The 22,794-nt window shown below is 55.9% G+C and carries 20 protein-coding genes and 3 tRNA genes; 8 read left to right on the top strand and 15 right to left on the bottom strand.

Translation table 11 applies throughout. The features are described 5' to 3' along the window. Positions 1–2: 2 nt before the first annotated feature. From ONZ54_RS07205 to ONZ54_RS07195, 3 genes are all read left to right on the top strand, one after another. Positions 3–2,180 carry a type I secretion system permease/ATPase gene (locus tag ONZ54_RS07205; RefSeq protein ID WP_271787804.1) on the top strand — a complete coding sequence of 726 codons (2,178 nt, stop codon included), beginning with the start codon at positions 3–5 and terminating at the stop codon, positions 2,178–2,180. Positions 2,181–2,309: 129 nt separating this feature from the next. Then, positions 2,310–2,984 carry a response regulator gene (locus ONZ54_RS07200; RefSeq protein ID WP_005319361.1) on the top strand — a complete coding sequence of 225 codons (675 nt, stop codon included), beginning with the start codon at positions 2,310–2,312 and terminating at the stop codon, positions 2,982–2,984. After that, positions 2,984–4,369, top strand: coding sequence for an ATP-binding protein (locus ONZ54_RS07195; protein ID WP_034523497.1), 1,386 nt, complete (start codon positions 2,984–2,986; stop codon positions 4,367–4,369). The genes ONZ54_RS07200 and ONZ54_RS07195 overlap by 1 nt, the downstream gene beginning before the upstream one ends. 373 nt (positions 4,370–4,742) lie before the next feature. Here the strand turns inward: ONZ54_RS07195 and glk are convergent, their stop codons facing one another. Further along, a complete protein-coding gene (glk, locus tag ONZ54_RS07190; RefSeq protein WP_005319365.1) occupies positions 4,743–5,711 on the bottom strand; it encodes a glucokinase in 969 nt (322 codons plus the stop codon). 349 nt (positions 5,712–6,060) lie between these two features. Here glk and ONZ54_RS07185 point away from each other — a divergent pair, with 349 nt between their 5' ends. Together ONZ54_RS07185 and pyk are read left to right on the top strand one after the other, a co-directional pair. Further along, entirely contained in the window at positions 6,061–6,915 is an 855-nt protein-coding gene (locus ONZ54_RS07185) for a MurR/RpiR family transcriptional regulator (RefSeq protein ID WP_165484139.1), read from the top strand. 163 nt (positions 6,916–7,078) lie between these two features. Further along, the gene (gene pyk / locus ONZ54_RS07180) at positions 7,079–8,518 is read left to right on the top strand and encodes a pyruvate kinase (protein WP_017412636.1); all 1,440 of its coding nucleotides are present in this window, start codon (positions 7,079–7,081) and stop codon (positions 8,516–8,518) included. A gap of 61 nt (positions 8,519–8,579) precedes the next feature. Here the strand turns inward: pyk and ONZ54_RS07175 are convergent, their stop codons facing one another. From ONZ54_RS07175 to psrA, 4 genes are all read right to left on the bottom strand, one after another. Continuing rightward, positions 8,580–9,626: an efflux RND transporter periplasmic adaptor subunit gene (locus tag ONZ54_RS07175; protein ID WP_271787803.1), complete on the bottom strand. Its 1,047-nt coding sequence runs from the start codon at positions 9,624–9,626 to the stop codon at positions 8,580–8,582. A gap of 15 nt (positions 9,627–9,641) precedes the next feature. Continuing rightward, entirely contained in the window at positions 9,642–10,166 is a 525-nt protein-coding gene (locus tag ONZ54_RS07170; protein WP_416995723.1) for an efflux RND transporter permease subunit, read from the bottom strand. A gap of 206 nt (positions 10,167–10,372) precedes the next feature. Further along, positions 10,373–12,697 (bottom strand): acyl-CoA dehydrogenase, encoded by a 2,325-nt coding sequence (locus tag ONZ54_RS07165; protein WP_059169561.1) that lies wholly within the window; start codon positions 12,695–12,697, stop codon positions 10,373–10,375. A 48-nt stretch (positions 12,698–12,745) separates the two neighbouring features. Continuing rightward, positions 12,746–13,399, bottom strand: a complete 654-nt coding sequence (gene psrA / locus ONZ54_RS07160) for a TetR family transcriptional repressor PsrA (RefSeq protein WP_021138409.1) — start codon at positions 13,397–13,399, stop codon at positions 12,746–12,748. A gap of 466 nt (positions 13,400–13,865) precedes the next feature. Between psrA and ONZ54_RS07155 the strand changes: the two genes are divergently transcribed. Both ONZ54_RS07155 and ONZ54_RS07150 read left to right on the top strand, forming a co-directional pair. Further along, the gene (locus tag ONZ54_RS07155; RefSeq protein ID WP_021138408.1) at positions 13,866–14,606 is read left to right on the top strand and encodes a phosphatase; all 741 of its coding nucleotides are present in this window, start codon (positions 13,866–13,868) and stop codon (positions 14,604–14,606) included. An 87-nt stretch (positions 14,607–14,693) separates the two neighbouring features. After that, positions 14,694–14,769: transfer RNA gene (locus ONZ54_RS07150), tRNA-Thr, on the top strand. 175 nt (positions 14,770–14,944) lie between these two features. Here the strand turns inward: ONZ54_RS07150 and ONZ54_RS07145 are convergent. The 9 genes from ONZ54_RS07145 to ONZ54_RS07105 all read right to left on the bottom strand — a co-directional run bounded on the left by ONZ54_RS07145 (position 14,945) and on the right by ONZ54_RS07105 (position 21,869). Further along, entirely contained in the window at positions 14,945–15,334 is a 390-nt protein-coding gene (locus ONZ54_RS07145) for a hypothetical protein (RefSeq protein ID WP_271787802.1), read from the bottom strand. A 458-nt stretch (positions 15,335–15,792) separates the two neighbouring features. Further along, on the bottom strand, positions 15,793–16,224 hold the full coding sequence (locus ONZ54_RS07140; RefSeq protein WP_271787801.1) for a hypothetical protein: 432 nt from the start codon (positions 16,222–16,224) through the stop codon (positions 15,793–15,795). Beyond that, the gene (locus ONZ54_RS07135; protein ID WP_271787800.1) at positions 16,224–16,598 is read right to left on the bottom strand and encodes a hypothetical protein; all 375 of its coding nucleotides are present in this window, start codon (positions 16,596–16,598) and stop codon (positions 16,224–16,226) included. The genes ONZ54_RS07140 and ONZ54_RS07135 overlap by 1 nt, the downstream gene beginning before the upstream one ends. Positions 16,599–16,824: 226 nt before the next feature. Continuing rightward, entirely contained in the window at positions 16,825–17,178 is a 354-nt protein-coding gene (locus ONZ54_RS07130) for a hypothetical protein (protein WP_271787799.1), read from the bottom strand. A 303-nt stretch (positions 17,179–17,481) separates the two neighbouring features. Next, a protein-coding gene (locus ONZ54_RS07125; protein ID WP_271787513.1) for an IS3-like element ISAs33 family transposase occupies positions 17,482–18,644 on the bottom strand; the annotation gives its coding sequence in 2 pieces (ribosomal slippage) (positions 17,482–18,389 and positions 18,389–18,644; 1,164 coding nt in all). Positions 18,645–18,652: 8 nt separating this feature from the next. Next, positions 18,653–18,889, bottom strand: coding sequence for a hypothetical protein (locus ONZ54_RS07120; protein ID WP_271787798.1), 237 nt, complete (start codon positions 18,887–18,889; stop codon positions 18,653–18,655). 76 nt (positions 18,890–18,965) lie between these two features. Next, positions 18,966–19,328 (bottom strand): helix-turn-helix domain-containing protein, encoded by a 363-nt coding sequence (locus ONZ54_RS07115; protein WP_271787797.1) that lies wholly within the window; start codon positions 19,326–19,328, stop codon positions 18,966–18,968. 877 nt (positions 19,329–20,205) lie between these two features. Further along, positions 20,206–20,490 (bottom strand): hypothetical protein, encoded by a 285-nt coding sequence (locus tag ONZ54_RS07110; protein WP_271787796.1) that lies wholly within the window; start codon positions 20,488–20,490, stop codon positions 20,206–20,208. 65 nt (positions 20,491–20,555) lie between these two features. Beyond that, positions 20,556–21,869 carry a tyrosine-type recombinase/integrase gene (locus ONZ54_RS07105; protein WP_271787795.1) on the bottom strand — a complete coding sequence of 438 codons (1,314 nt, stop codon included), beginning with the start codon at positions 21,867–21,869 and terminating at the stop codon, positions 20,556–20,558. A gap of 136 nt (positions 21,870–22,005) precedes the next feature. On the opposite strand from ONZ54_RS07105, the gene ONZ54_RS07100 reads away from it, so the two are divergent. After that, positions 22,006–22,081, top strand: a tRNA-Thr gene (locus ONZ54_RS07100). Between the two features lie 232 nt (positions 22,082–22,313). Here ONZ54_RS07100 and ONZ54_RS07095 read toward each other — a convergent pair. Beyond that, positions 22,314–22,403 (bottom strand) — tRNA-Ser (locus ONZ54_RS07095). Between the last annotated feature and the right edge of the window lie 391 nt (positions 22,404–22,794).

Raw genomic sequence — 22,794 nt, 5'->3', positions numbered from 1 at the left:
CAATGACACAGGCTTTGCCGGCCTTCGAGGCCCCCGTGAACGAGCCAGCCCCCATCGCCAATGGCGCCCTCGCCGCCCTCGCCCACGCGGCCCATCAACTGATGATGGCCGCGGATGCCGGGCAACTGGCCCACGCCATGGGTTGCGATCTGGCGCCGGAAGATCTGACTGTGCGCGAGGCCGCTGCCCGGCTCGGCCTGCGCAGCGCCCTGTCACAGGGGCCGGGCTGCCCGCTGGCGGCGCTGCCACTGCCGGCCCTGCTCAAGCGGGAGGGGCGCTGGTACACCATCACAGCAATAGAACCTGAGGGCTGGCAGCTGTTTGATCCGGCGACCTGCACCAGCAGCCTGCAACCGCTGCCGAACCCCACACAGGCGGCGCAGTGGCACTATTTATTGCTGGCCCAGCAGGATCTCACCCCGGCCGAGGTCAAGTTCGGGTTGGGCTGGTTCAGCCCGGCGGTACTGCGCCAGCAGAAGCAGGTGCGAGACGTCTTCTGTTTCGCCATCGTGTTGCAGCTCATTGCCCTTGCCAGCCCGCTGCTGTTTGAGAACATCATCGACAAGGTGCTGGTGGGGCGCAGCCTCGGCAGCCTGCAGGTGCTGGCCCTGGCCATGCTGGCACTGGCCTGCGCCGAGCCGCTCTACAGCTTTCTGCGCGGCCAGGTGTTCGGTCATCTGGCCAACCAGGTCAACGCCGAGCTGTCCGGCAAGCTCTATCGCCATCTGGTCGGCCTGCCCATCGACTATTTCAAGGCGCGCCAGACCGGCCAGATCATCGCCCGGGTCAAGGAGATGGCCCAGATCCGCCAGTTCCTCACCGGCTCCACCCTGATGCTGGTGCTGGATCTGGTGTTCATCCTGCTGTTTGTCGGCGTCATGTTCCATTACGCCCCCGTGCTGACCGGCTGCGTGCTGGGTTCCTTGCTCATCTATTTTCTGCTGTGGCTGCTGATTGGCCCCCTGGTGCGCAAGCGGGTCGAGGCCGAGTATCAGGCAGATGCCGATGCCACCAGCTTCCTGACGGAGGCAGTCACCGGCATCGAAACCATCAAGACCACGGCCACGGAGCCACGCTTTTATCAGGAGTGGCAGCGTCTGCTGGCGCGCCAGTTGCGCCGGGGATTTCAGGCCAGAAAGGTGGGGCTTGCCGCGGGACAAGGCATAGATCTGGTGCAAAAGCTTACCGCCGCCCTGCTGCTCTGGCTTGGGGTCGGCGAGGTGCTGAACGGCCGGCTGAGTCCGGGGGAGCTGGTGGCCTTCAACATGCTGGCGGGCCATGTCACCCAGCCGGTGCTGCGGCTGGCCCAGGTGTGGCAGGACTTCCAGCATACCCTGATCGCCCTGCGCCGGGTGGGGGACATACTCGACGAGGCGCCCGAGCACGGCAATGGCGGACTCGCCTCCGTCCCCGCTCTCGAGGGGGCCATCGAGTTTCGTCACATCCGCTTTCGCTACCAACCGGATGCCCCCGAGGTGCTGGCCAATCTCTCCCTCTCCATCGAACCCGGGCAGTTCATCGGCATCACGGGCCCATCGGGTTGTGGCAAGAGCACCCTCACCCGCTTGCTGCAACGGCTCTACGTGCCCCAGCACGGCCAGGTGCTGGTCGACAACATGGATCTCGCCATCGCCGACCCCGTCTCATTGCGCCGCAACATGAGCGTGGTGCTGCAGGAGAGCATTCTGTTTTGTGGCTCGATCGCCGACAACATCCGCATCTGTCGCCCCGATGCCAGCCAGGCCGAGGTGGAGCAGGCGGCGCAGCTGGCCGGCGCACTCGGCTTTATTCGCGAGCTGCCCCAGGGCTTTGGGCAACAGGTGGGCGAGAAGGGCGCCCGCCTGTCTGGCGGGCAACGCCAGCGGATCGCCCTGGCCCGCGCCCTGCTGGCCAACCCCAGGATACTGCTGCTCGACGAGGCCACCTCGGCCCTCGATTACGAATCCGAGGCTGCCATCATGGCCAACATGGCTGCCATTCGCCGTGGCCGCACCCTGATCAGCATCGCTCATCGCCTCAATACACTCCGCCATGCTGACCGCATCCTGGTAATGGATGAGGGGCAGATAGTGGAGTCCGGCAGCCATGATGAGCTGCTGGCACAACAGGGGCTCTATGCCCGATTGTGGCGTCAGCAAACCGGATACCAGGCCGAGTCAGCCGCAATCTCGCCCAGCTAGTGACTCACAAGTCAGTAAAGGTTCCCCCCGATTCAGTCCCGATACAGGCGCGCCTGCTAGGATCCGGATTGACTCGCCCTGGCATAAACCCTCTAATTGACAGCCTGGATTCCCATGATCGCGCACCTAATGAAAATATTGTTGGTCGAAGACGACAAGCTGCTCAATCACCACCTTGCTACCCTGCTGACCGAGGCCCAGAATCAGGTCCACAGCACGGACAACGCCCAGGTGGCCCTGCATTACGCCACCGATTATCCCATCGATGTCGCCATCATAGACTTGGGGCTGCCTGACATGGACGGCCTGCAACTAATCAGGCAGTTGCGCGAGCGGCAGATCCCCTTCCCCATCATAGTGTTGACCGCCCGTGGCAACTGGCAGGACAAGGTGGAAGGACTGGAGGCCGGTGCTGACGACTATCTGGTCAAGCCTTTCCAGAAGGATGAGTTGCTGGCTCGCCTCAATGCCTTGGTGCGCCGCAGCGCCGGTTTCATCTCCCCCAGGGTCAAGGCGGGTGACTACGAGCTGGATCTCTCCCGCAAGGAGCTGACCATTGGCGGCGAGCCTGTGGTGCTCACCAGCTTTGAATACCTGATCCTCGAGTACCTGATGCGCAACGCCCGCCAGGTGGTCTCCAAGCAGCAACTGCTGGACCAGCTCTATGGCGATGGCGAGGGTGATCCCAACACCATAGAGGTGATGGTGAGCCGACTGCGCAAGAAGCTGGACCCGGAGGGGAACATACAGCCCATCTCCACCATCCGGCGCCAGGGTTACATCTTCAACCTCTCGTGCAACTGATGGGTCTTCGCTTGTTGTCACGCCCCATGCAGCTGCTGCAGCGCTCGCTCCACATCAAGCTGATGCTGAGCGCCATGCTGGTCATAGCGCTCATCATGGCCTTCTCCGTCTATATCCTCTATCTGGGTCACACCGAAGAGCAGGCCCAGAAGGCCAGCACCCGCATGCAGGAGAACCTCTCCAAGCTCTTCTCTTCCAAGTTGCCGGAACCCCACTCCACAACCGATCTTGGCAAGATAACGCCGGATGCCATCGACCCCAATCTGGACACCCTGATCTGCCGGGCGGATGGCCAGCTGAGCTGGTCCAGCCTGCACATGCCAGAGGTGGTCCAGGCCAGGGACACCATCTGTCAGGATCTGATGAATTACCTGGGCGGACTGGATCAGGATTACTTCTTCAAGCGCCACACCATCAAGAACGGCGAGAGCTACTTCATCTACAGCCTGCGTTTTCTGCGCAATCACGGCGATGGCCCCACCACCTACTATGTGGTGATGGTCGATTCGGCCAAGCGCTATCTGGCCCAGACCCGCAACTACCTCTACCAATGCATTCGTCAGGCACTGCTGGCTTACTCACTGCTCGGTGCCCTCTTGCTGCTCACCAGCTTCTGGAGCCTCACCTCCTTGCGCACCATGGCGCGCCAGATAGACGAGATCAGGGCGGGCAAGCGTGAGGCCCTCTCCAATGACTACGAGCGGGAGCTGACGCCACTGACCGAGTCGGTCAACCAGCTGCTGGAGAACGAACGCCAGCAAAGCCAGCGCTATCAGCACGCCTTGAACGATCTGGCCCACAGCCTGAAAACCCGGTTGGCCCTGATCCAGATAACGGCGCAGGAGGTCAAGCTGGGGCACGACATCCACGACAACATCAATGAGCAGATCCTGACCATGGATCAGATCATCCAGTACCAGCTGCGCCGTGCCGTCACCGGCCGCCAGCGCCTCGCCAGCAAGGGCACAGAGCCGGTACCGCTCATCGAAAAGCTGCTGGCCAGCCTCGCCAAGGTCTATCGCCACAAGAAACTGCAAACCCGCTTCAAGTTCGATGACGACGTCTTCTTTGCCGGTGAACAGGGGGATCTGATGGAGCTGATGGGCAATCTGCTGGATAACGCCTTCAAGTTTGCCATCAGCGAAATCCAGGTCACTGTGAGTCGCCGCCTGGATCGGCTGCGCATAGAGATTGAGGACGATGGCCCCGGCATAGACCCGGACAGATCGCAACAGATCTTCCAGCGCGGGGTGAGAGCCGACAGCTCACCCGGCCAGGGCATAGGCCTGGCTGTGGTCACCGAGATAGTACACAGCTACGGCGGCCAGATCATGGTGGATGAGTCCCCGCTGGGGGGCGCCCGCTTTACCCTGGACCTGCCTTAAGCCACTCGGCTCATGCCGCCTCACGCCAACACGCCAGCCCATTCAGCACGCCTGCCCCTTGCAGGCGTGCTTGCTGTTGCCTTCTTCCTCTTGATGCCCAGATAGACACCCGCAACCCTCATCATATCGATCACATATCAGCAAGGGAGCGACACACAAAAGCAGGATGAAGATCAGAAGATAAAAAAAAACCGGCCTCAAGGGCCGGTGAAACAGTTCAGGCTTGTCAGGTGACAAACGTACCCAGCGGATGAAGACAAGTTCCAACTCCCTGTGGAGCCCTGGCCTCTTGAGTACGTGCAGTCACTTTATGCCATGGTCACTGAATCAAGGCTGAACCATGACGCAGTTGGCATTCCCTTCCTGTTTCTGCTTACAACTTGATACCGAGCGACTGGCGCAGATAGGCACCGGCACCGAGCAGACCCGGCCCCTCGTGAGTAATGAGGAAGACGGGGATATCCTTCAGATAGGATTTGAAACGCCCCTTGTCTTCAAACGCCACCCGAAAGCCCGAGCCAATAAAGAACTCCTGAAAACGCGGTACGATGCCGCCTGCGATATAGACGCCGCCGAAGGTGCCCATGTTGAGCGCCAGGTTGCCGGCAAAGCGACCCATCAGCACACAGAACAGGCTCAAGGTGCGGCGACAATCCAGGCAATCCCCCGCCAGCGCCCGCTCAGTAATGTCTTTGGGGGCCAATGCCTCTGGCTCGCGCCCATCGGACTTCACCAGACCGCGATAGATGTTCACCAGACCAGGGCCGGAGAGCAGCCGCTCGGCCGAGACATGACCAAGCTCGGCGCGCATGACCTGCAGCACCGCATCCTCTTCTTCGCTGTTGGCGGAAAAATCCACGTGACCGCCTTCGCCCGGCAGGCTCAGCCATTGCTCACCTGCCTGCACCAGGTGGGCGACACCAAGGCCGGTCCCCGCCCCATAAATGGCGATGGGTTTGTCCGCCACAGGGGCCCCGCCCCCCAGCTGGATGCGATCGGCTTCTGCCAGCACGGGCACCGCCATTGAGACGGCGGTAAAGTCATTGATCACCTGCAAGCGGGTCAGGCCCAGATTGGCCTGCATCTCGCCGATGGAAAACTCCCAGCTGTGGTTGGTCATGGCGACCCAGTCACCGTTGATGGGGCAGGCGATGGCGATGCAGGCCTGGCTCACCTGCGCAGCGTGTTCGTCCAGATAGAGGCGTACCACGGCTTCGAGGCTGGGATGGGCCAGCCCGGAATAGGTCTTGGCCCGGGAAATGGTGCCGGTCGCCAGCTCGCACAGGGCCAGCCGTGCATTGGTGCCACCGACGTCACCGACCAGCGCATGGGTATGCTGCATAACATAACTCCTTCGTTACTTGGGTCGGGGCGGCGCTTACCGTCCCGCAATTATTATTTGGCAGCAATTCTACCCGAGCCCCTCCCCCGGCGGCGTGTTTGATCAATGCAACTGTGCGCCCGCTCACAGTGTTGTTGCTTTGCAACATTTGTAAGCGTTTTCATGGAGTGGATGGAAGTTTGTAACCAAAAAGACGAAATAATTAGACATGAGTCATACTTTGCAGGGCCGAGATTAGTTTCAATAAGAGCTTGTCTTGTATAGTCATCCAGTTGATTGGAAACATGCTTAGCCGTGAATTTAGTGCAAAGACACTGAAGCTAAATTACAAAAATGCCTGGTGGTGATGATGAATACCCTTGATAAAATTACTAACAATTTGGAAAGTTTCAGTAAATCAGAGCGTAAAGTGGCCGAGGTCATTCTGGCCTCGCCACAGACGGCCATCCACTCCAGTATCGCCACCCTCGCCAAGATGGCTGACGTCAGCGAGCCGACCGTCAACCGTTTCTGCCGCCGTCTCGATACCAAAGGCTTTCCCGATTTCAAACTGCATCTGGCCCAGAGTCTGGCCAATGGCACGCCTTACGTGAATCGCCACGTGGAAGCGGAAGACGGTCCCGAGACCTATACCGCCAAGATCTTCGAATCCACCATGGCCTGTCTGGATGCCGCCAAGAACAGCCTGGATATTTCCGCCATCAATCGCTGCGTCGATATCCTGACCCAGGCCAACAAGATCAGCTTCTTTGGCCTGGGCGCCTCCTCCGCCGTGGCGCGCGACGCCCAGAACAAGTTCTTCCGCTTCAATATTCCGGTAGTGAGCTTCGATGACATCGTCATGATGCGCATGAGCTGCATCAACAGCAGCGAAGGGGATGTGGTGGTGCTGATTTCCCATACCGGCCGCACCAAGGCGCTGGTAGAGATAGCAGCGCTGGCCCGCGAGAACGATGGCACAGTGATAGGCATCACCGCCAAAGACTCGCCGCTGGCCCGTGAGTGCAATCTGGTGCTCTCCATGGATGTGCCGGAAGATACCGATGTCTACATGCCGATGGCGTCACGCATCGCCCAGCTGGCGCTGGTGGATGTGCTGGCGACCGGTTTTACCCTGCGCCGTGGCATGAAATTTCGCGAAAACCTGAAGAAAGTCAAAGAAGGTTTGCGCGAATCCCGCTTTGATACTCCCCACTCCTCCTGAGGCAACGGGGGCCCCGGCCCCCGGCTGTCTATGCCACCCACCTTGGTGTAGTATTGTAATTTAGTAACAGAAGCCACCCAGATGGCTTGCAAGCGGATGCTATGGGTCATGCGCTTGCCGGGGCAGTATCTCAAGTCATATCAACTTCAAACTGGAGTCTTTCATGCCAAGACGTACAAAGATTGTAACCACACTCGGTCCGGCGACCGATCGCGAAGGGATCCTAGAGGCGATCATTCGTGCCGGCGCCGACATGGTGCGGATGAACTTCTCCCACGGCACCGCTGAAGACCATATCTTGCGCGCCAATCAGGTGCGTGACATTGCCGCTAGGCTCGGCCGCCACGTCGCCATCATGGGTGACCTGCAAGGCCCCAAGATCCGCGTTTCCACCTTCAAGGATGGCAAGGTCTACCTGGCCATCGGTGACAAGTTCATTCTCGATGCGGCGCTCGGCAAGGGTGAAGGCTGCCAGGAACAGGTCGGCATCGATTACAAGAGCCTGCCCGACGACGTGATCGCCGGTGACATACTGCTGCTGGACGATGGCCGCGTGCAATTGAGAGTCGAGCTGGTCGAAGGCACCCGCATCCACACCACAGTGACGGTGGCGGGCCCGCTCTCCAACAACAAGGGCATCAACAAGAAAGGCGGCGGTCTCTCCGCCCCGGCCCTGACCGAGAAAGACAAGGAAGACATCAAGACTGCCGCCCTGATGAACGTGGATTACCTGGCCGTCTCCTTCCCCCGTTGTGGCGATGACCTGCGCTATGCCCGTGAACTGGCCCGCGAAGCCGGCTCCAACGCCAAGATTGTCGCCAAGGTCGAGCGCGCCGAAACTGTCGCCACCGACGAGGCGATGGAAGACATCATCCTCGGCTCCGATGCCGTCATGGTGGCCCGTGGCGATCTGGGCGTCGAGATCGGCGATCCCGAGCTGGTTGGCGTGCAGAAGAAGCTGATCCGTCACTCCCGCCGTCTGAACCGCGTCGTCATCACGGCGACCCAGATGATGGAGTCCATGATCAACGCCCCGTTGCCGACCCGTGCCGAAGTGATGGACGTGGCCAACGCCGTGCTGGATGGCACAGACGCTGTGATGCTCTCCGCCGAGACCGCCGCCGGCCAGTTCCCCATCGAGACTGTCATGTCCATGGCCAGCGTCTGTGTGGGTGCCGAGAAGCACCCAAGCCTGAACGTTTCCAACCACCGCATGAGCTACACCTTCACCTCGGTGGAAGAGGCAGTCGCCATGTCCACCATGTATGCCGCCAACCACCTGGAAGGGGTCAAGGCAATCGTGGCGTTGACCGAATCCGGCACCACACCGCTGCTGATGTCCCGCATCAGTTCGGGCCTGCCTATCTTCGCCATGTCTCCCCACAACAAGACACTGGCCTGGACCAATCTCTACCGTGGCGTCACCCCGGTGCTGTTTGACGGCGACGAGACCAAGCCGGTCTACGAAGTGTGCCGCGACGCGCTGGATGTGCTTAAAGCCAAGGGGCTGGTCCAGAGCGGCGACATGGTGTTGCTGACCCACGGCGACAAGATGGAAACCGTGGGCAGTACCAACACCTGCAAGGTGATGATGGTCGAGTAACTTCTCCCATCAATGAAAAACGGCTCCCGCGGGAGCCGTTTTTCATTGACGGGTCTGGACCTCAACCGCGAAACAGTTCGACCTTGTCACCATGGCGCAGGCTACCTGCACCGCGCACCACCACCCTGTCTCCCTGCTTGAGCGCCCCGCTCACCGCCACCTGCTGACTGTCACCAAACAGCACTGTCACCGGCACCCGGTTGACTTTGAGCCCCTTGCCGCTCTGCTCCACCTGATAGACAACGCTCCCCTCGGTATTGAGCACAAGGGCATCCCGTGGCAGCAGCATGGTGTGCTGCTCACCCAACGGCAACGCCACCCGCACCGGCGACCCTATGATGAAGCTGGCCGATTCTGGCTTGAGGCGCAGCTCGATGAGGCGGGATTTGGGATCGGCACTCGCCGCCCGCTGGTAATAAATGCCATGGCCGCTGAGCTGATCACCCTCAACCCGCAATCTGGTCCGAGGCTCCAGGCGCTGAGCCCAGACGATGGGGGCCTGCAGGCGGATATCCGGCTGATCCGGGTTGACCAGCTCCAGCGCCTGCTCGCCGGCATCCACATGCTCCCCCGGCTGGATGAAGTGGTTGTTCACCACTCCATCGAACGGGGCGAAGATATGGCTGCGACGCAACTGCTCCTCAATCTGGCGTACCTGCACCCTCGCCAGCCGCTCGGCAAGCGCTGCCTGCTCCACTTCGTAACCGGCCTTGTCATACTGGCTGGCTGAGGCACTCTTCTGTTGGTGCAGTCGCTCGAGACGCACAAACTCGGCCTTGGCATAACGCACATTGCTGGCCCACTTGGCCTGCTCGGCCCGCGCCTGTTCCAGCGATAGCTGCAACGCAGCGCTGTCGAGACGCAGCAGCTCGTCCCCCGCCTTGACTTGGCTGCCGAACTCGGCAATCCACTCCACCCGTCCGCTCACCTCGGCACTCAACGCCGCCTGCTGACGGCTTGCCACAGTGCCACTGACCCAGATGCTGGCCGCCGCATCCCCTTGGGTCACGTCGGCAAGGGTCACCATCTTGCCTTGTGCCAGGGCGGGAAGTACGCCTCCCGCCAGCAGGGCCACGCCCAGTACCATCCTTGTGAAAATTCGTTTCATCGATGAGCTCCTTGCTCAGGCCCGCTGCCGCAGGGCGAGCGGTGACTGTTCAGTCTGCTCCCCCAGCCGCAGAAAGGCGGGTAACAAGATCAGGGTAAACAGGGTGCTGCAACTCATGCCGCCGACGATGACGGTGGCCAGTCCCCGGTAGATTTCGCTGCCCTCGCTCGGGCTCAGCATCAGCGGCAACATGCCAAAGATGCTGGTGAGGCTGGTCATGGCGATGGGCCGCATCCGGCTTCTCAGCGCATCGGCTACCGCACATTGGCGACTCATGCCGTCCCGCTCGGCCGAGCGGGTCTGGTGCACCAGCAAGATGGCGTTGTTGACCACCAATCCCAGCAGAATGACGAAGCCGATGATGGTCAAGAGATCCATCGGCAGCGGCACCAGCATGCCGCTCAGGTGCAGCGCCAGCACACCGCCGACAGAGGCGAGCGGCAAGGTCAGCAACACCAGAACGGCATCCTTGAGAGAGGCAAACACGCCCCACAGCAGGATCAGCAGAAAAATCAGCACGATCGACACCACCACCCAGATGGGGCGTTCGATCGCCGTTTTGGCGAGGTTCATTCACTCTTCCTGAGTTGTTGTTATCGGCCATTCCGCTGGCCTTGCTTCCTGCCCCAAGGGTGGGGGCCATTGCATTAAACTGGAATTAATCCAGGTTGTAAATCCATGGTTAACAAACAAAAAAACCGGCCAGATTGGCCGGTTTCTCATCAGATTCAGTGCCAGCGACGCGGTCAGGCGGCGTGCACCACAGGGTTCGGTTGAGACAGACCTTCCAGCTCGCCAGGAGCAAAGTTGTCCACCTGGATGGCTTCGTAACGCAAGGCATCGGCAGCCAGCAGCTTGTCGGCCTCATCCTTGCTCAGGATGGACTGGGACAAGGCGGCATCAACCAGCTCGGGCAACGCCATCTTGCGGGGCAGCTTGCCCTCTTTCTGGGCCTGCACCAGCTTCTTCTCGTAGGGCTGCACCGCCACCATGGCCAGGAAGGCACGCTCCATCAGACCGACGGGATCCGCGTCATCCTTGCCCACGTAGCACAGTGCCGTCAGACGATCACGGAATTCACCCGGCTTCATCATGGCCAGGCAGATGGCATGACAGCGATCATCAGCCGGCATCTGGTAGCCGACACCGAACGGGAAGACGACCCGCTTGAGCACGACACCCACTACCTTGTTCGGGAAGTTCTGGAAGAAACCATCGAACGCCTTGCCAATCAGGTAGAGGTTACGCTCCACCGCATACTGCACGAACGGCAGATCGGAGACCATGCGGCCCTGATCCTCGTAATGCTTGAGGGTGGCTGAAGCCAGATAGAGGTGGCTCAGCACGTCACCCAGACGGGCGGAGATCATCTCCTTGCGCTTGAGGTCGCCACCCAGCATCAGCATGGAGACATCGGCGCACAGGGCCAGCCCTTTACTCATGCGAGCGAGCTGCTTGTAGTAACGGGCGGTCTCGCCCCCTACCGGGGAGCCATTGAACTGACCCAGGGTCAGCCCCTGGAACAGGGCGCCGAAGAAGTTGCCGGCACCAAACGCGATATGTTTGAGAAGCAGGCCGTCGAACTTCTCGAGGCCACGCTCAAAATCAGGATCGGCCGCCGCTTCCATCTCGCCAAACACATAAGGGTGGCAGCGGGTAGCCCCTTGCCCGAAGATCATCAGGTTGCGGGTCAGTATGTTGGCGCCTTCCACAGTGATGGCCACCGGAATGCCCATGTAGGCATAGCCAGTGTAGTTTTTCGGACCGAGCTGAATGGCGCGACCGGCGTGGATGTCCATGGAGTCATCCATGATCTGGCGCGCCATTTCGGTCATGTGGTACTTGGAAATGGCAGTGACGATGGCTGGCGCCTGACCCAAGTCCAAGGAACCTGCGGTCATGCGACGGGCCCCTTCCAGCTGATAGGTAAGACCACCGATGCGGGCCAGCGCTTCCTGCACCCCTTCAAACTTGCCGATGGACATGCCGAACTGCTTGCGCACGTAGGAGTAAGCCCCCACTGTGCGGCTCGCCATGTGACCACAGGCGGTGCCGAGCGCAGGCAGCGAGATGCCGCGACCGGCGGAGAGACACTCCACCAGCATACGCCAGCCACGGCCGGCGTAATCCGGGCCACCGATGATCCAGTCGAGCGGAATGAACACATCCTTGCCGAAGGTCGGGCCGTTAAGGAACGCCAGCCCCATGGGGTAGTGGCGATCGCCAACCCGCACCCCAGGGTGACTGGTCGGGATGAGCGCGCAGGTGATGCCGAGTTCTTCCTTGTCACCCAGCAGTTTTTCCGGGTCAAACAGCTTGAACGCCAGACCCAGCACGGTAGCGCGCGGGGCCAGCGTGATGTAACGCTTGTTCCAGTTCAGGCGGATGCCAAGCACTTCCTCACCCTTGTACTGACCCTTGCAGACGATCCCCTTGTCAGGGATGGCGCCAGCGTCAGAGCCCGCTTCCGGGCCGGTCAGGGCAAAACAGGGCACTTCCTTGCCATTGGCAAGACCCGGCAGCCAGAAATCCTTCTGGGCCTGGGTGCCGTAATGCATCAACAGCTCGCCCGGGCCAAGGGAGTTCGGCACCATGACGGTGACCGCCACGCTCAGACTCTTGGTGGCAATGCGGGTCACTATGGTGGAGTTGGCAATGGCCGAAAACTCGCGACCGCCATAGGATTTCGGGATGATCAGGGAGAAGAAGCCCTCCTTCTTCAGATAGTCCCACACCGGCTCCGGCAGATCTTTGGTTTCGTTGACGATCTTGAAGTCATCCACCATGGCGAGCAGGGTCTCGACCTGATTGTCGATAAAGGACTGCTCTTCGGCGCTCAGTTCGGCCTTGCCGTAACCGTGCAGTTTTTTCCAGTCGGGGTTGCCGCGAAACAACTCGCCATCCCACCAGACGGAGCCGGCCTCCATGGCCTCCCGCTCGGTGGCCGACAAGGGCGGTAATATCTTCTTGAAGATGCCGAACACGGGACGGGTTACCACCTTTTTACGGATGGAGGGCACGCCGAGCACGACGGCTATCGCCAGCACCAGCAGGATAAGCAATGTGATCATACCGAAGTTCCTTCTATTTCACTGTTTCCGTTGATTTATTGTTGGTTGTTACACGGCCAGGGAGAGCCTGGTCGACTCCACGGGCGCCCCGACACCAGACGCCAGATAAGGAATTACATTGCGCACCAGCCCTTCCACATCGAGCTGCTGGCCAAAGTCGGCCAAGGCGATGTCGCGCAGGGCATCGGCGGAGGCCATGGTGAACACGACGGTGCCCAGAGTGAAATGCAGCCGCCAGAAGAGGTCTGCCGGTGACAGAGCCGGATTGGCCTTGGAAATCGCCTGAGTGATCCGCAACAAGATGGGGCCATAGTGAGCCGTGATGAAGCGGCGCAGGTGACCCTGGCTGTCGATATAGCCACGTCCCAGCAGCTGCATGAAGATGGCGGGGCCATTGGCTCGCACCGCAACCAGCTTCATCAAGGGATCAACAAAGCTTTCAAATACCTGCAGCAGGGTCAACTGCTCCTGCTCCATCAGGGTATGCAGTCGTGCATCCAGATCCGGCATAAACAAGCTCAGATAGCGATCAAGCACAGCCTGGATCAGCTCCTTTTTGGAGCCGAAGTGATAGTTGACCGAGGCGAGGTTGACATTGGCTTCACTGGTGATCAGACGCAAAGAGGTATCGGCGAATCCCCGCTCGGCAAACAACACCTCGGCGGCATCGAGAATACGGTTTTTGGTATCGATTTTACTCACAGGACACCTCACTTAAAACGAATGTTTAAAAAGTACGTTTCACAACCACTTGTGTCAAGAGAATGTGAACATGTGTTAGTGAAATGTTTTTGCTAAAAAGGGGGAACAAGGCGGGAACTTAGCTGACAAACAGCACTCTATATCTATGCCACTGCAATTAAACATTAAGTCTCGCCCAACCTGCTCCATGCTAGTTGGGCATTTTTTTGCCCTGTTGGTATTGGTGCCGATGCACGGGCAAAAAAAACCGTCGCTGGGAGCGACGGCGGGGAAAAGAGGTTGCACCATCCTGATCCAACCCATCGATGCGAGTTCAGGCTTTCATCGATTTGCCCATCATGGCGGCCAAGCGTGTTCAAACTTTGTCAGCGTCCCCGCAATTTGTGACAAAGTATGACAAGCCACAACATGGTCTCGACCCGCCACCTTTGTTATGCTGGCGCCTCACGCCAGAAGGGGAGAGAAGATGAAGTATACGGTCGATACCCACACCCATACCGTCGCCAGCACCCACGCTTACAGCACCATTCACGACTATCTGCCCATCGCTCGCGCGAGGGGGATCAAGCTGTTTGCCACCACTGATCACGGTCCCGACATGGCCGATGCCCCTCACTTCTGGCACTTCGTCAATCTGCATGTGTTGCCACGGGTGGTCGACGGGGTCGGCATACTGCGCGGCATAGAAGCCAACATCAAGAACATTGATGGCGAGATCGACTTCCCCGAACGTTACGAGTCACGGCTAGACATGATAATGGCAGGCTTCCACGAACCGGTGTTTCCCCCCTGCGATCAGGCAACTCATACCCAGGCCATGATCAACGCCATCAGGAGCGGTCGGGTCGACATGATAAGCCACCCTGGCAATCCCGCCTTCCCCATCGACATTCAGGCCGTGGTCAAGGCCGCCGCGCAATACAGAGTGGCGCTCGAACTTAACAACTCCTCGTTCAGCCATTCCCGTCCGGGTAGCGAGAGTAACTGCCGCGCCATCGTTGAAGCGGCGCGCGACCTCGGTGCCTATCTCACCTTCGGCTCCGACTCCCACGTGGCGTTCAGCCTTGGGAATTTCGAACACTGCCACCGACTGGTGACCGAGGCACACTTCCCCGAGGACAGGATCCTGGCGCGCTCTCCCCGCGCCCTGCTCGATTTTCTCGAGAGCCGCGGCCGAGCCCATATCCCGGAGTTTGCAGATCTCTGATCGTTTGGCCGTAACACAATGAACCAACTCATAAAAGTGAGACAGGCTCATTGACTTGAACCTGTATTTTCGGGAATCTGGCCACACGCCGGTATAGCTCAGTTGGTAGAGCAGCGCATTCGTAATGCGAAGGTCGGGGGTTCGACTCCTCTTACCGGCACCAGATAAAACAAAGGGTTAGCTTCGTGGTGAGGCTAGCCCTTTGTATTTATTTTCTATATACCCCTCCTTGTACCCCTCCTTTGCGATTTGCTACCCCCTCCCCTCTTGAGTAACAAAGAAGGCCATCTGGCAGAGAGTGGTCGTGTATCGTTTGGACTTTGGGGAGCAAGTCAGGGTTAAAGTTGGCCCAAACACTTTTTCATAACAGAGGACTCAAATTCATTTACCAGCTGTGATTTAGCTTCGTCGTTATCAGGAATTGGCTTTCTGTAAGCCTCATCAATGAGTCTGACGGTTATTAAACCGTTTTTAGCTGCGAGGGTATCCCCTGACTCAGCAGACCAATCAATTTCTCTACGTACAGCCCCAAGCGCCTTGGTTTGGGACTCTCCGTAGAACAAGCGTAGCTTCATTGTGTAGTTCGCTTGATGCGCCACCATTGAGCAATGCCGGACATCATAGGACTCTGCGTAATCAATACCAGTCGGGTACTTATCACTTAGTGGCTGGCTCAAGACTGTACCAGCACAAACAGACAATACAGTTCCTAAAATCACTCTCTTCATATTCCCAAACCCTCGTTGTGCTGGCGAGTATGCCGTTATGGCGCCGTTGTCTAGCTGTAACCTAGCCGTGATGATATCAACTTAAAGGCATAGATTTGAGCCTTGTGACTTTTTTTACTTGTATGTACAACACGTTACAACGCATAAACTGCCCATGATGAGCTGTCAGCTTGTCTTGTGAGCGAGAGGGAACACCAGAGGGGAAATGGAAAAATCGAGGGGGATGCTAAGGCGGGTCAATCCGATTACGTGGGGAAAATTGTATGTCCCCAGCCAGGGGGGTGAGGGGGTCTTCTTATATATGCAATGCAGCTTGAAAAAATCTCACAGAAAATATGACAAATGGCCCTCTCTGCAATAGCCAATACAACCCCATAGATGTACTAACAACAGAGGATAGTAATCAGATGGGGGCTGTATGTCTTGAGAGGCGTAAGGGGTAAAGCGCCTCCCCTCTGTCACCGGATTACTTCATCTTTCACGGCTTCATAGTAGGAATAATGGGAGTGTCGAGCGCATAGAGGGCAAGAAATACGCTCATCGCGCCAATCTTTCTTCTGAATGAGCGTTACGCCTTTACAAGCTGGACAGTGGTAATTGATATTCAGCGCCCTTAGCTCTTCTTGGCGTTCGCTGTCAACGTTCAGAAGGGCCAAATCAAGCGCCCCTTGTAGCGAACGAGTATCGGTATAGACACCATCACACAAAGCCATATCAAAGCCTTTAAGTTTGGGTGGCGTAATGCGGTAGCTAGAGCCTTTACGCTCAATGACAACGCCCTTGTAAGAGAATTTGATAACATCTGGTTTGTATTCATGAGTGCGGACAGGCTTATCTGCCTGCCCTCCGAATTTGAAATTTGCTATCTTGGGCTTATTGATGAGAGGCATTAACCACCTCTCAGCTTCTTGAAGAACTCGACAGCGTCCTGAGTGTTGTTAAGCGGATTTGGCTTATAGCCAGCTTTCACACGTCTAGCCCGTTCCCATTGCTGCCATTGCTTGGTTGTCCAATTGGCGTTGGCTAGTTCTTCCCCCGTAAATTCTGTTTGTTGGGGAGCTTCAGAGAATCCATGTTTGCGCATAGCATCATTCTTCAATGACTGCATATAAGCAATGTGCTCTTTAGAGCCAGCACCAATACCAAGAGCTTTCATGCTCTTGCTCACTTTAGAGGCGTCTCCTTGTGCCTCTTGGATGATGGCTGCAAGCTGATCATCACTGAGTGACTCATCCTGAAACAGGTCTTTGATTTGTTCATTCATATTTAACTTCTCCGAAAGGGGTTAGGTGCCCAGGTGAAAGGGGCATCAATGTCATAGTTCTTGAATTTTGAATAATCGCGGTAGTGGTCACAGTGGGTTACAGGAACCCGTTTGCGTGTGTTAAGAAAACACCACATAGTAATAGTCCTGCTTTGCTAAAAATGGCTGTTTTAAGCCTTGATAGACAAGGGCTAGAGAGGAAGTGACACAGGGGGGAGGTACTACCCTACAGGGTAGGGGGAGTGGCACTAATAAGCTCGTTACGCAGTCGATGATAAGTGCGTTTAGAAAGGCCGTATTTGGTATGCAATACAGAGTGGGAACAACCGATCTTAATCTCTCGCTCTAGCTCTGGGGTACGTTGGTAGCGCATCCCTTTCGATTTATTCAATTGCTCTTGCTGGGTGAGCAAGGCCTCATCGATTGCTTCAGAGAGAGTAAAAGTGTCAGTGACTAGCATTCGGCTGTAAAGGCTGGTCGGCCTGATGCCTGCAATCACCTTGATGATACCATTTGCGCTTTGGCGCTCTACGCATACCGCCTTGTCTTGTTGGTTGTAATAGACGTGATAGAGGTTCATACAGTAACAACCTCCTCGCCAACTACGACCGTGACGCCCTCAGAGGAGACGGTGTTACTGATCTCTCGCATAGCCAGGCTTATGTATCTTTCTGGAAGTTCTTTGTAACTCACCGCGTTATCTAAGCATCCTGCTAGGAGGATTAACTCCCCTGTTCGCTCTCTTTCTACAGCGCAGCAGCGACCATATTGATCGAGGTGCGCTATTATTGTTCTTTGCATTCTTCTTCTTCCGCTCCAACAGTATGTACGCCTAGATTTTTAAGTAGGGTACGCACACTTTCGCGAGTGAAGGGTGTAGTGGTCAACTAAATCCGGACACTTGGTTAGGCCGAGTCTCGGCTTTTGCTGGCGGCATCCCGTCATTGTGTTGATGTGGACGCCGCCAGTTGTAGTAATCCATCAGGTAATAACTGATATCCCGCGTTGCTTCCCGCAGGCTCATGTATCCCGTTGCCGGGAGCCACTCTGACTTCAGGCTTCTGAACAACCGCTCCATCGGGGCGTTATCCCAACAGTTGCCACGCCGACTCATGCTCTGGGTCATGCGATAGCGCCACAGTCGTTGCCGAAATGCCCTACTGCCATATTGGCTGCCTTGGTCGGAGTGAAACAACACACCAGAGGGGCAACTCCGCTGCTGATAGGCCATCTCCAGTGCTTTGATTGCCAGCTCTGCATCAGGCTTGTCAGACATTGCCCAGCCCACGACTCGGCGAGTATGGAGGTCAAGAACCACAGCTAGGTAATGCCAACGAGTACCTGCCCAGACGTAGGTGATATCGCCACACCACACTTGATTGGGTTGCGGAACATCAAATTCGCGGGCCAGCAGATTCGGAATATCCGGTCGTTCAGACCGTGCAACCTTATAACGATGTGTGCCCGGCTGTTTGGATGCCAACCCGGCTTCCTTCATCAGGTTACGGACTTTGAATCGGCCAATCTGATACCCCAACTCTCGCATCATCGACATCAAGGCACGGCTGCCTGCCGAGTCCCGGCTCGCTGTGAACAAGCGGCGCAACTCACTGCGCTGTTGCATGCGCTCACGGTTAATCACTCTCCTGCGAGCCAGATAATCGTAAAAACAGGATGTGGGAATATCGAAAGCGCAGCAGACCAAGGTGATGGGGGCTTGCTCCCTTAATCGGTCTATCAGCGCGTACGTGTGAACTCGTCCGCCATCAAGAGAGCAGTAGCCTTTTTTAGTATGTCCTTTTCACGTTCGAGCCGGTTGATACGGGCTTCCAGCTCCTGAATTTTCTGCTGCTCCGGAGTCAGTGCTTTGCTGATTGGGGTTGTGCCACTGCGTTCGGATTGCAGTTGCTGAACCCAGCGACGAAGCACGGTTTCACCGACATCCAGTGAACGGCTTGCTTCGGGAACAGAATACCCCTGGTCGAGCACCAGGGATGCGGCTTCGAGTTTGAATTCGGCAGTAAATGAGCGACGTAATCTTGTCATTGAACACCTCAGGTCATGGTGGCGACTGTACCACCTAAAATGGTGTCCGGGATGATTAGACCACTACAGGGCTTACCTCTCTGCGTCAGCAAGCCTTTTGCGTTGAGCGCTGAAGCCAAAGCCTTGTATCCGTAACCAAACGCCAATAGCTCTTGCACTGGCTCCAGTAGCTTAGTGAAGTAGGTTGCATTGGCCGCCTCTTTGGCGGTGTTGAATTGCTCGAATGTTGAGTTGTATCGTTGCATTGTCGTTACCTATTGGATTATAAAAATTGAAATCATGTGGGTTAAATAGACTACAAGGGGATAAAGAAGTAAGACTTTACCAATCATCTAAATCATCCTCCCAAGCATCCCCTTTGACTTCTTGCTCTGCCTTTACTGGCGTCAGCTTGTCTAGGTTAAGGATTAGAATTCGTGTCTTCTTGTTAGCGCCAGCATCGTACTTTGTAATTCGTTGTAGGTATCCACGCTCTTCAAGATTGGAAATGGAATTGCGTACAGAGCGATCACACAAGCTAGTTAATGCTACTAACTGAGCGTTTGTAGGCCATGCACGTAAATCACCGTCACGTAGGGGGTTGATAAAGGATGAGAGGGTTAGGAGCAAGTGCTTGTCGTTGCTTGACAGGTCAGATAGGTTTGCCCTACACAGGGCTGTTGTTATTTCCAGTTGAGTTTTCATCACTTGTGCTGTGATCCTTTTTCTTTGTAGCCAAATCCCTCAGGATTAGGTCAATGATATAGCGGGTGGGTTTCACACCTTCGGGCAGATACTTGATAAGCTCATTGGCGCAAAAGGCGGGCACCTTCACTCGAAGGCCATTTTCTTGGGAATACATCATTATCTCATTACCTCTATCTTGACTTGGAACGGGCAAGAGCCCACTTACTCGCGCAAGCAGGCTACATTTTTCAACTATGTATACTTATATATACCTGTGAGACAGGTGTTTCTGCTACAACTATTTTTTAATAGTCAGGTGGGTAGCAGGGGACAATCTCTTGTTTCATTCCTCTACTCCTAAAAATTGAGTAATAGATGAGACTCTAGCCCAGAGCCAGCTTGAAGGGGAGAGCCTGCTATTATATTAAGAGGATGGGATGATACCATTTGTAATGAGGGAGCATCCTCTAAGTGCAAGAGGGGGGGCACTATTTGCCAGGGGGGGTGGCACTATTTGCCCAATAACAGATAACGTAACAGATAAATAAATAACTATTATACGGCACGTAGTGCCACCCTCTTTGCCGAAGGCGTATATGTTAACTATCTGACTGTATGTGCCTCAGGCCGGCAGGGCCAAGCTACAGAAGACGCCTAAAGGAAAGAGAGAAAAGACAAACCCCTTATCCTGTCCTTCTGTAGCCCTTGGCTACCAACTACATAACCTACCTAGTTTTGTTCTCTTCTTTTAGGCGTATCTTTACTCTTTGCCGAAGGCGCTAGTCTTCTCTATTCACGTATGTCATAGAGTGTCACTAGGCGTAGCCTATGGATTCTGCAGGTAATCTCCTAAACCTCGCTAGAGACGCTCCTAAACGCCTTCCTGTGTGTTTATCTAATCAGCGTTGCTTTCTGCGATCACACACAAACGCCCTTTGGTTTGGATCAATATGCGTCTAGGCTCACCACTATCCAATATTCCCCAGACACCAACTAGCTCGATTCTATCGTCATAAACCCTGATATCCCGCCCTTCAAAGCTGTAGTGCCCACCTTCTGATTCACATTGGACTTCACCTTTTTCAAAGTTTGGATTGAACTTGAAAAGGAATGGTCCTGCCACCAAGATCAGCAACACAACAATGATCGCGATGAAGGAGACCTTTCTATAAAAATCCACGTTACCTCCTGTTGAAGCGTAAAAATTATGCAGCACCACTAACCGGCATGGTAACGCCTATGGCATTAGGAAGATAACCCACGCCCCCCAAAGTTGAGTGATACAACGTTGTCAGGCTTGGTTTGCTCTGTTTGCGTAACAGTCTTTATAAAATCTCCCCAGCGTAGAAACAGGGCTCGCAACTTCTCGGCCATGCCCCCCACCTGATAGGTGCGTATCAGCCTGTCTTTAGGAACATGGTTGAGCATCAATTCAATCAAGCGCTCGGGAGCATCCAGATATTCAGCGGCCCCTGTAGCTACGCTACGACGCAAGTCATGAGGACTAAACGGTACAAGCTCGGCAAGGTATTTCATTCGGACACGTTCTAGCGCACGGGTTACAGCATCCCCTGTAACCGGTAGCCCTGGCTTGCTGGTTGATTCAAATACATAAGGGCCATTTGATAGGGGCTTTTGCCTCTCGATGATTTCCAGTGCCAACGGGCACAGGGTGACTACGTGTGCACGTCCATTCTTAGTCTCGGGGATCGTCCAGCGGTCGCCGTTGATCTGCTCCCAGCGCATCCCTACGGCCTCAGAACGGCGCACAGCGGTTAGGCAAATAATACGTAAACAGTTAGCTACCCCAAACGATAAGACCACGTTAGACGCTATCCCACGGCCACCAGCAGACACAGACCCGCCCCCACTGGTTGCCTGTTCAAGTGCTGCCCATAGCTGGCGTAATTCATCCTTGGTTAACCAGCGTTCACGGGGTGGGGGCATAGACGCTCCAAACATAGCGGGCTTGAGTAGGCGAGCGGGATTGATTTCGATGTGACCTTGTAACACTGCGTGATCAAGACACTGATTCAGGATGATAAGCCCCTTGCGTGCCCCTTCGGCTGTTTCTACTTGGCGGAAATGTTCATAGAGCACAGCACGGGACAGGTCGCACACTCTGATATTACCTATGGCGGATTCAATGTGGCGTGTATACGTCCCTTCGTAATCGCGTAGGGTGCGGGAGCCTATCGGCTTTGACTTGGCTCGCATTGCCATCCAGTCGTTGTAAACCTCTCCAAGGGTAGGCATCTGAATATTCTTAGCCTTGGCTTGCTTGGCGACAGTGACAGGGTCTATTCCCTGCTTTACCAGCTCAACGGCTTTCCCGTGGGCAAGTCGAGCTTTCGCTAGGGTCGTGGCAGGATACCCACCAAGCAGCATTTCCCCCGCTTTGCCCCCTATCTTGTAGCGATAAACAAAACGCTTGATACCACTGGCGCGTACTTCCAGCTTGAGACCACCCCCATGTTTTGACTGAATCGACACCCGATGCACAGTGACACCGGATTTAGGTTTGATTGCCGCAATCTCTGCGTCAGTTGTGATTGTCATTCCATACCCCTCCTTATACCCCTCTAACAATAGAGTATAGGTCGAGGCTACGTGAAACAATCAGACATACGAGAATTTACATAAGCATATGATTTTAATCCATTAATTATCATATTTTGAATGTAGGCAGCCACACGCCGGTATAGCTCAGTTGGTAGAGCAGCGCATTCGTAATGCGAAGGTCGGGGGTTAGACTCCTCTTACCGGCACCAGATATATAAGGGTTAACCACATATGAGGTTAACCCTTTATATCTTTTGGCTGACACACAAAATGTGTCATCACAGTTGACGCCGGGTGCCCCATTGGGAACAAGATGACTATCTGATGCCATCAGGTCAGTCTAGAGAGCTCTAACGCCGATCAACACAGGCAACAAAAAGCCCGCAATGCTTGAAGCGATGCGGGCTTTTTATGTTTGTCGGCTTGCACAAGGCAGCTAAATGGCGGAGAGACAGGGATTCGAACCCTGGGTGGCATTGCTGCCACAATTGATTTCGAGTCAATCCCGTTCGGCCACTCCGGCATCTCTCCACGGGGCTTAACTTTTACCGGACCAGGCCTGATAAATCAACTTGAATCTCTTTAAAGATCAAATGACTGTCGATAAAAAAGACAATGTTGCTGCGCTTGTGACCATGATTGCTGCTATGGTCCGGGGCACGACATGCAGGCATAATCCTGAGCCCGAGCGCAGGTGATCCCACGCTCCTGGTACCTTACTGGCGCCCACGTCGCCAGACACAGGCTATGACAGATACCGGCTTGTTCACAGTCCTGCCCTGCACATGACCCCATTCGTCGCATTATCCGGCACTGTCATAACAAAGTGCGAAAATTCCTCAAAATAGTGACTTATCCAGAGCAGACTCCTCTGTACCCCTTGCGGGACAGGCTGGTAATCACGAGTGGATTGGTTAACAAT

The organism is Aeromonas salmonicida (assembly GCF_028355655.1).
Lineage (GTDB): Bacteria > Pseudomonadota > Gammaproteobacteria > Enterobacterales > Aeromonadaceae > Aeromonas > Aeromonas salmonicida.
The sequence above is the reverse complement of the archived record's forward strand: the minus strand, read 5'-3'. Positions and strand labels throughout refer to the sequence as shown.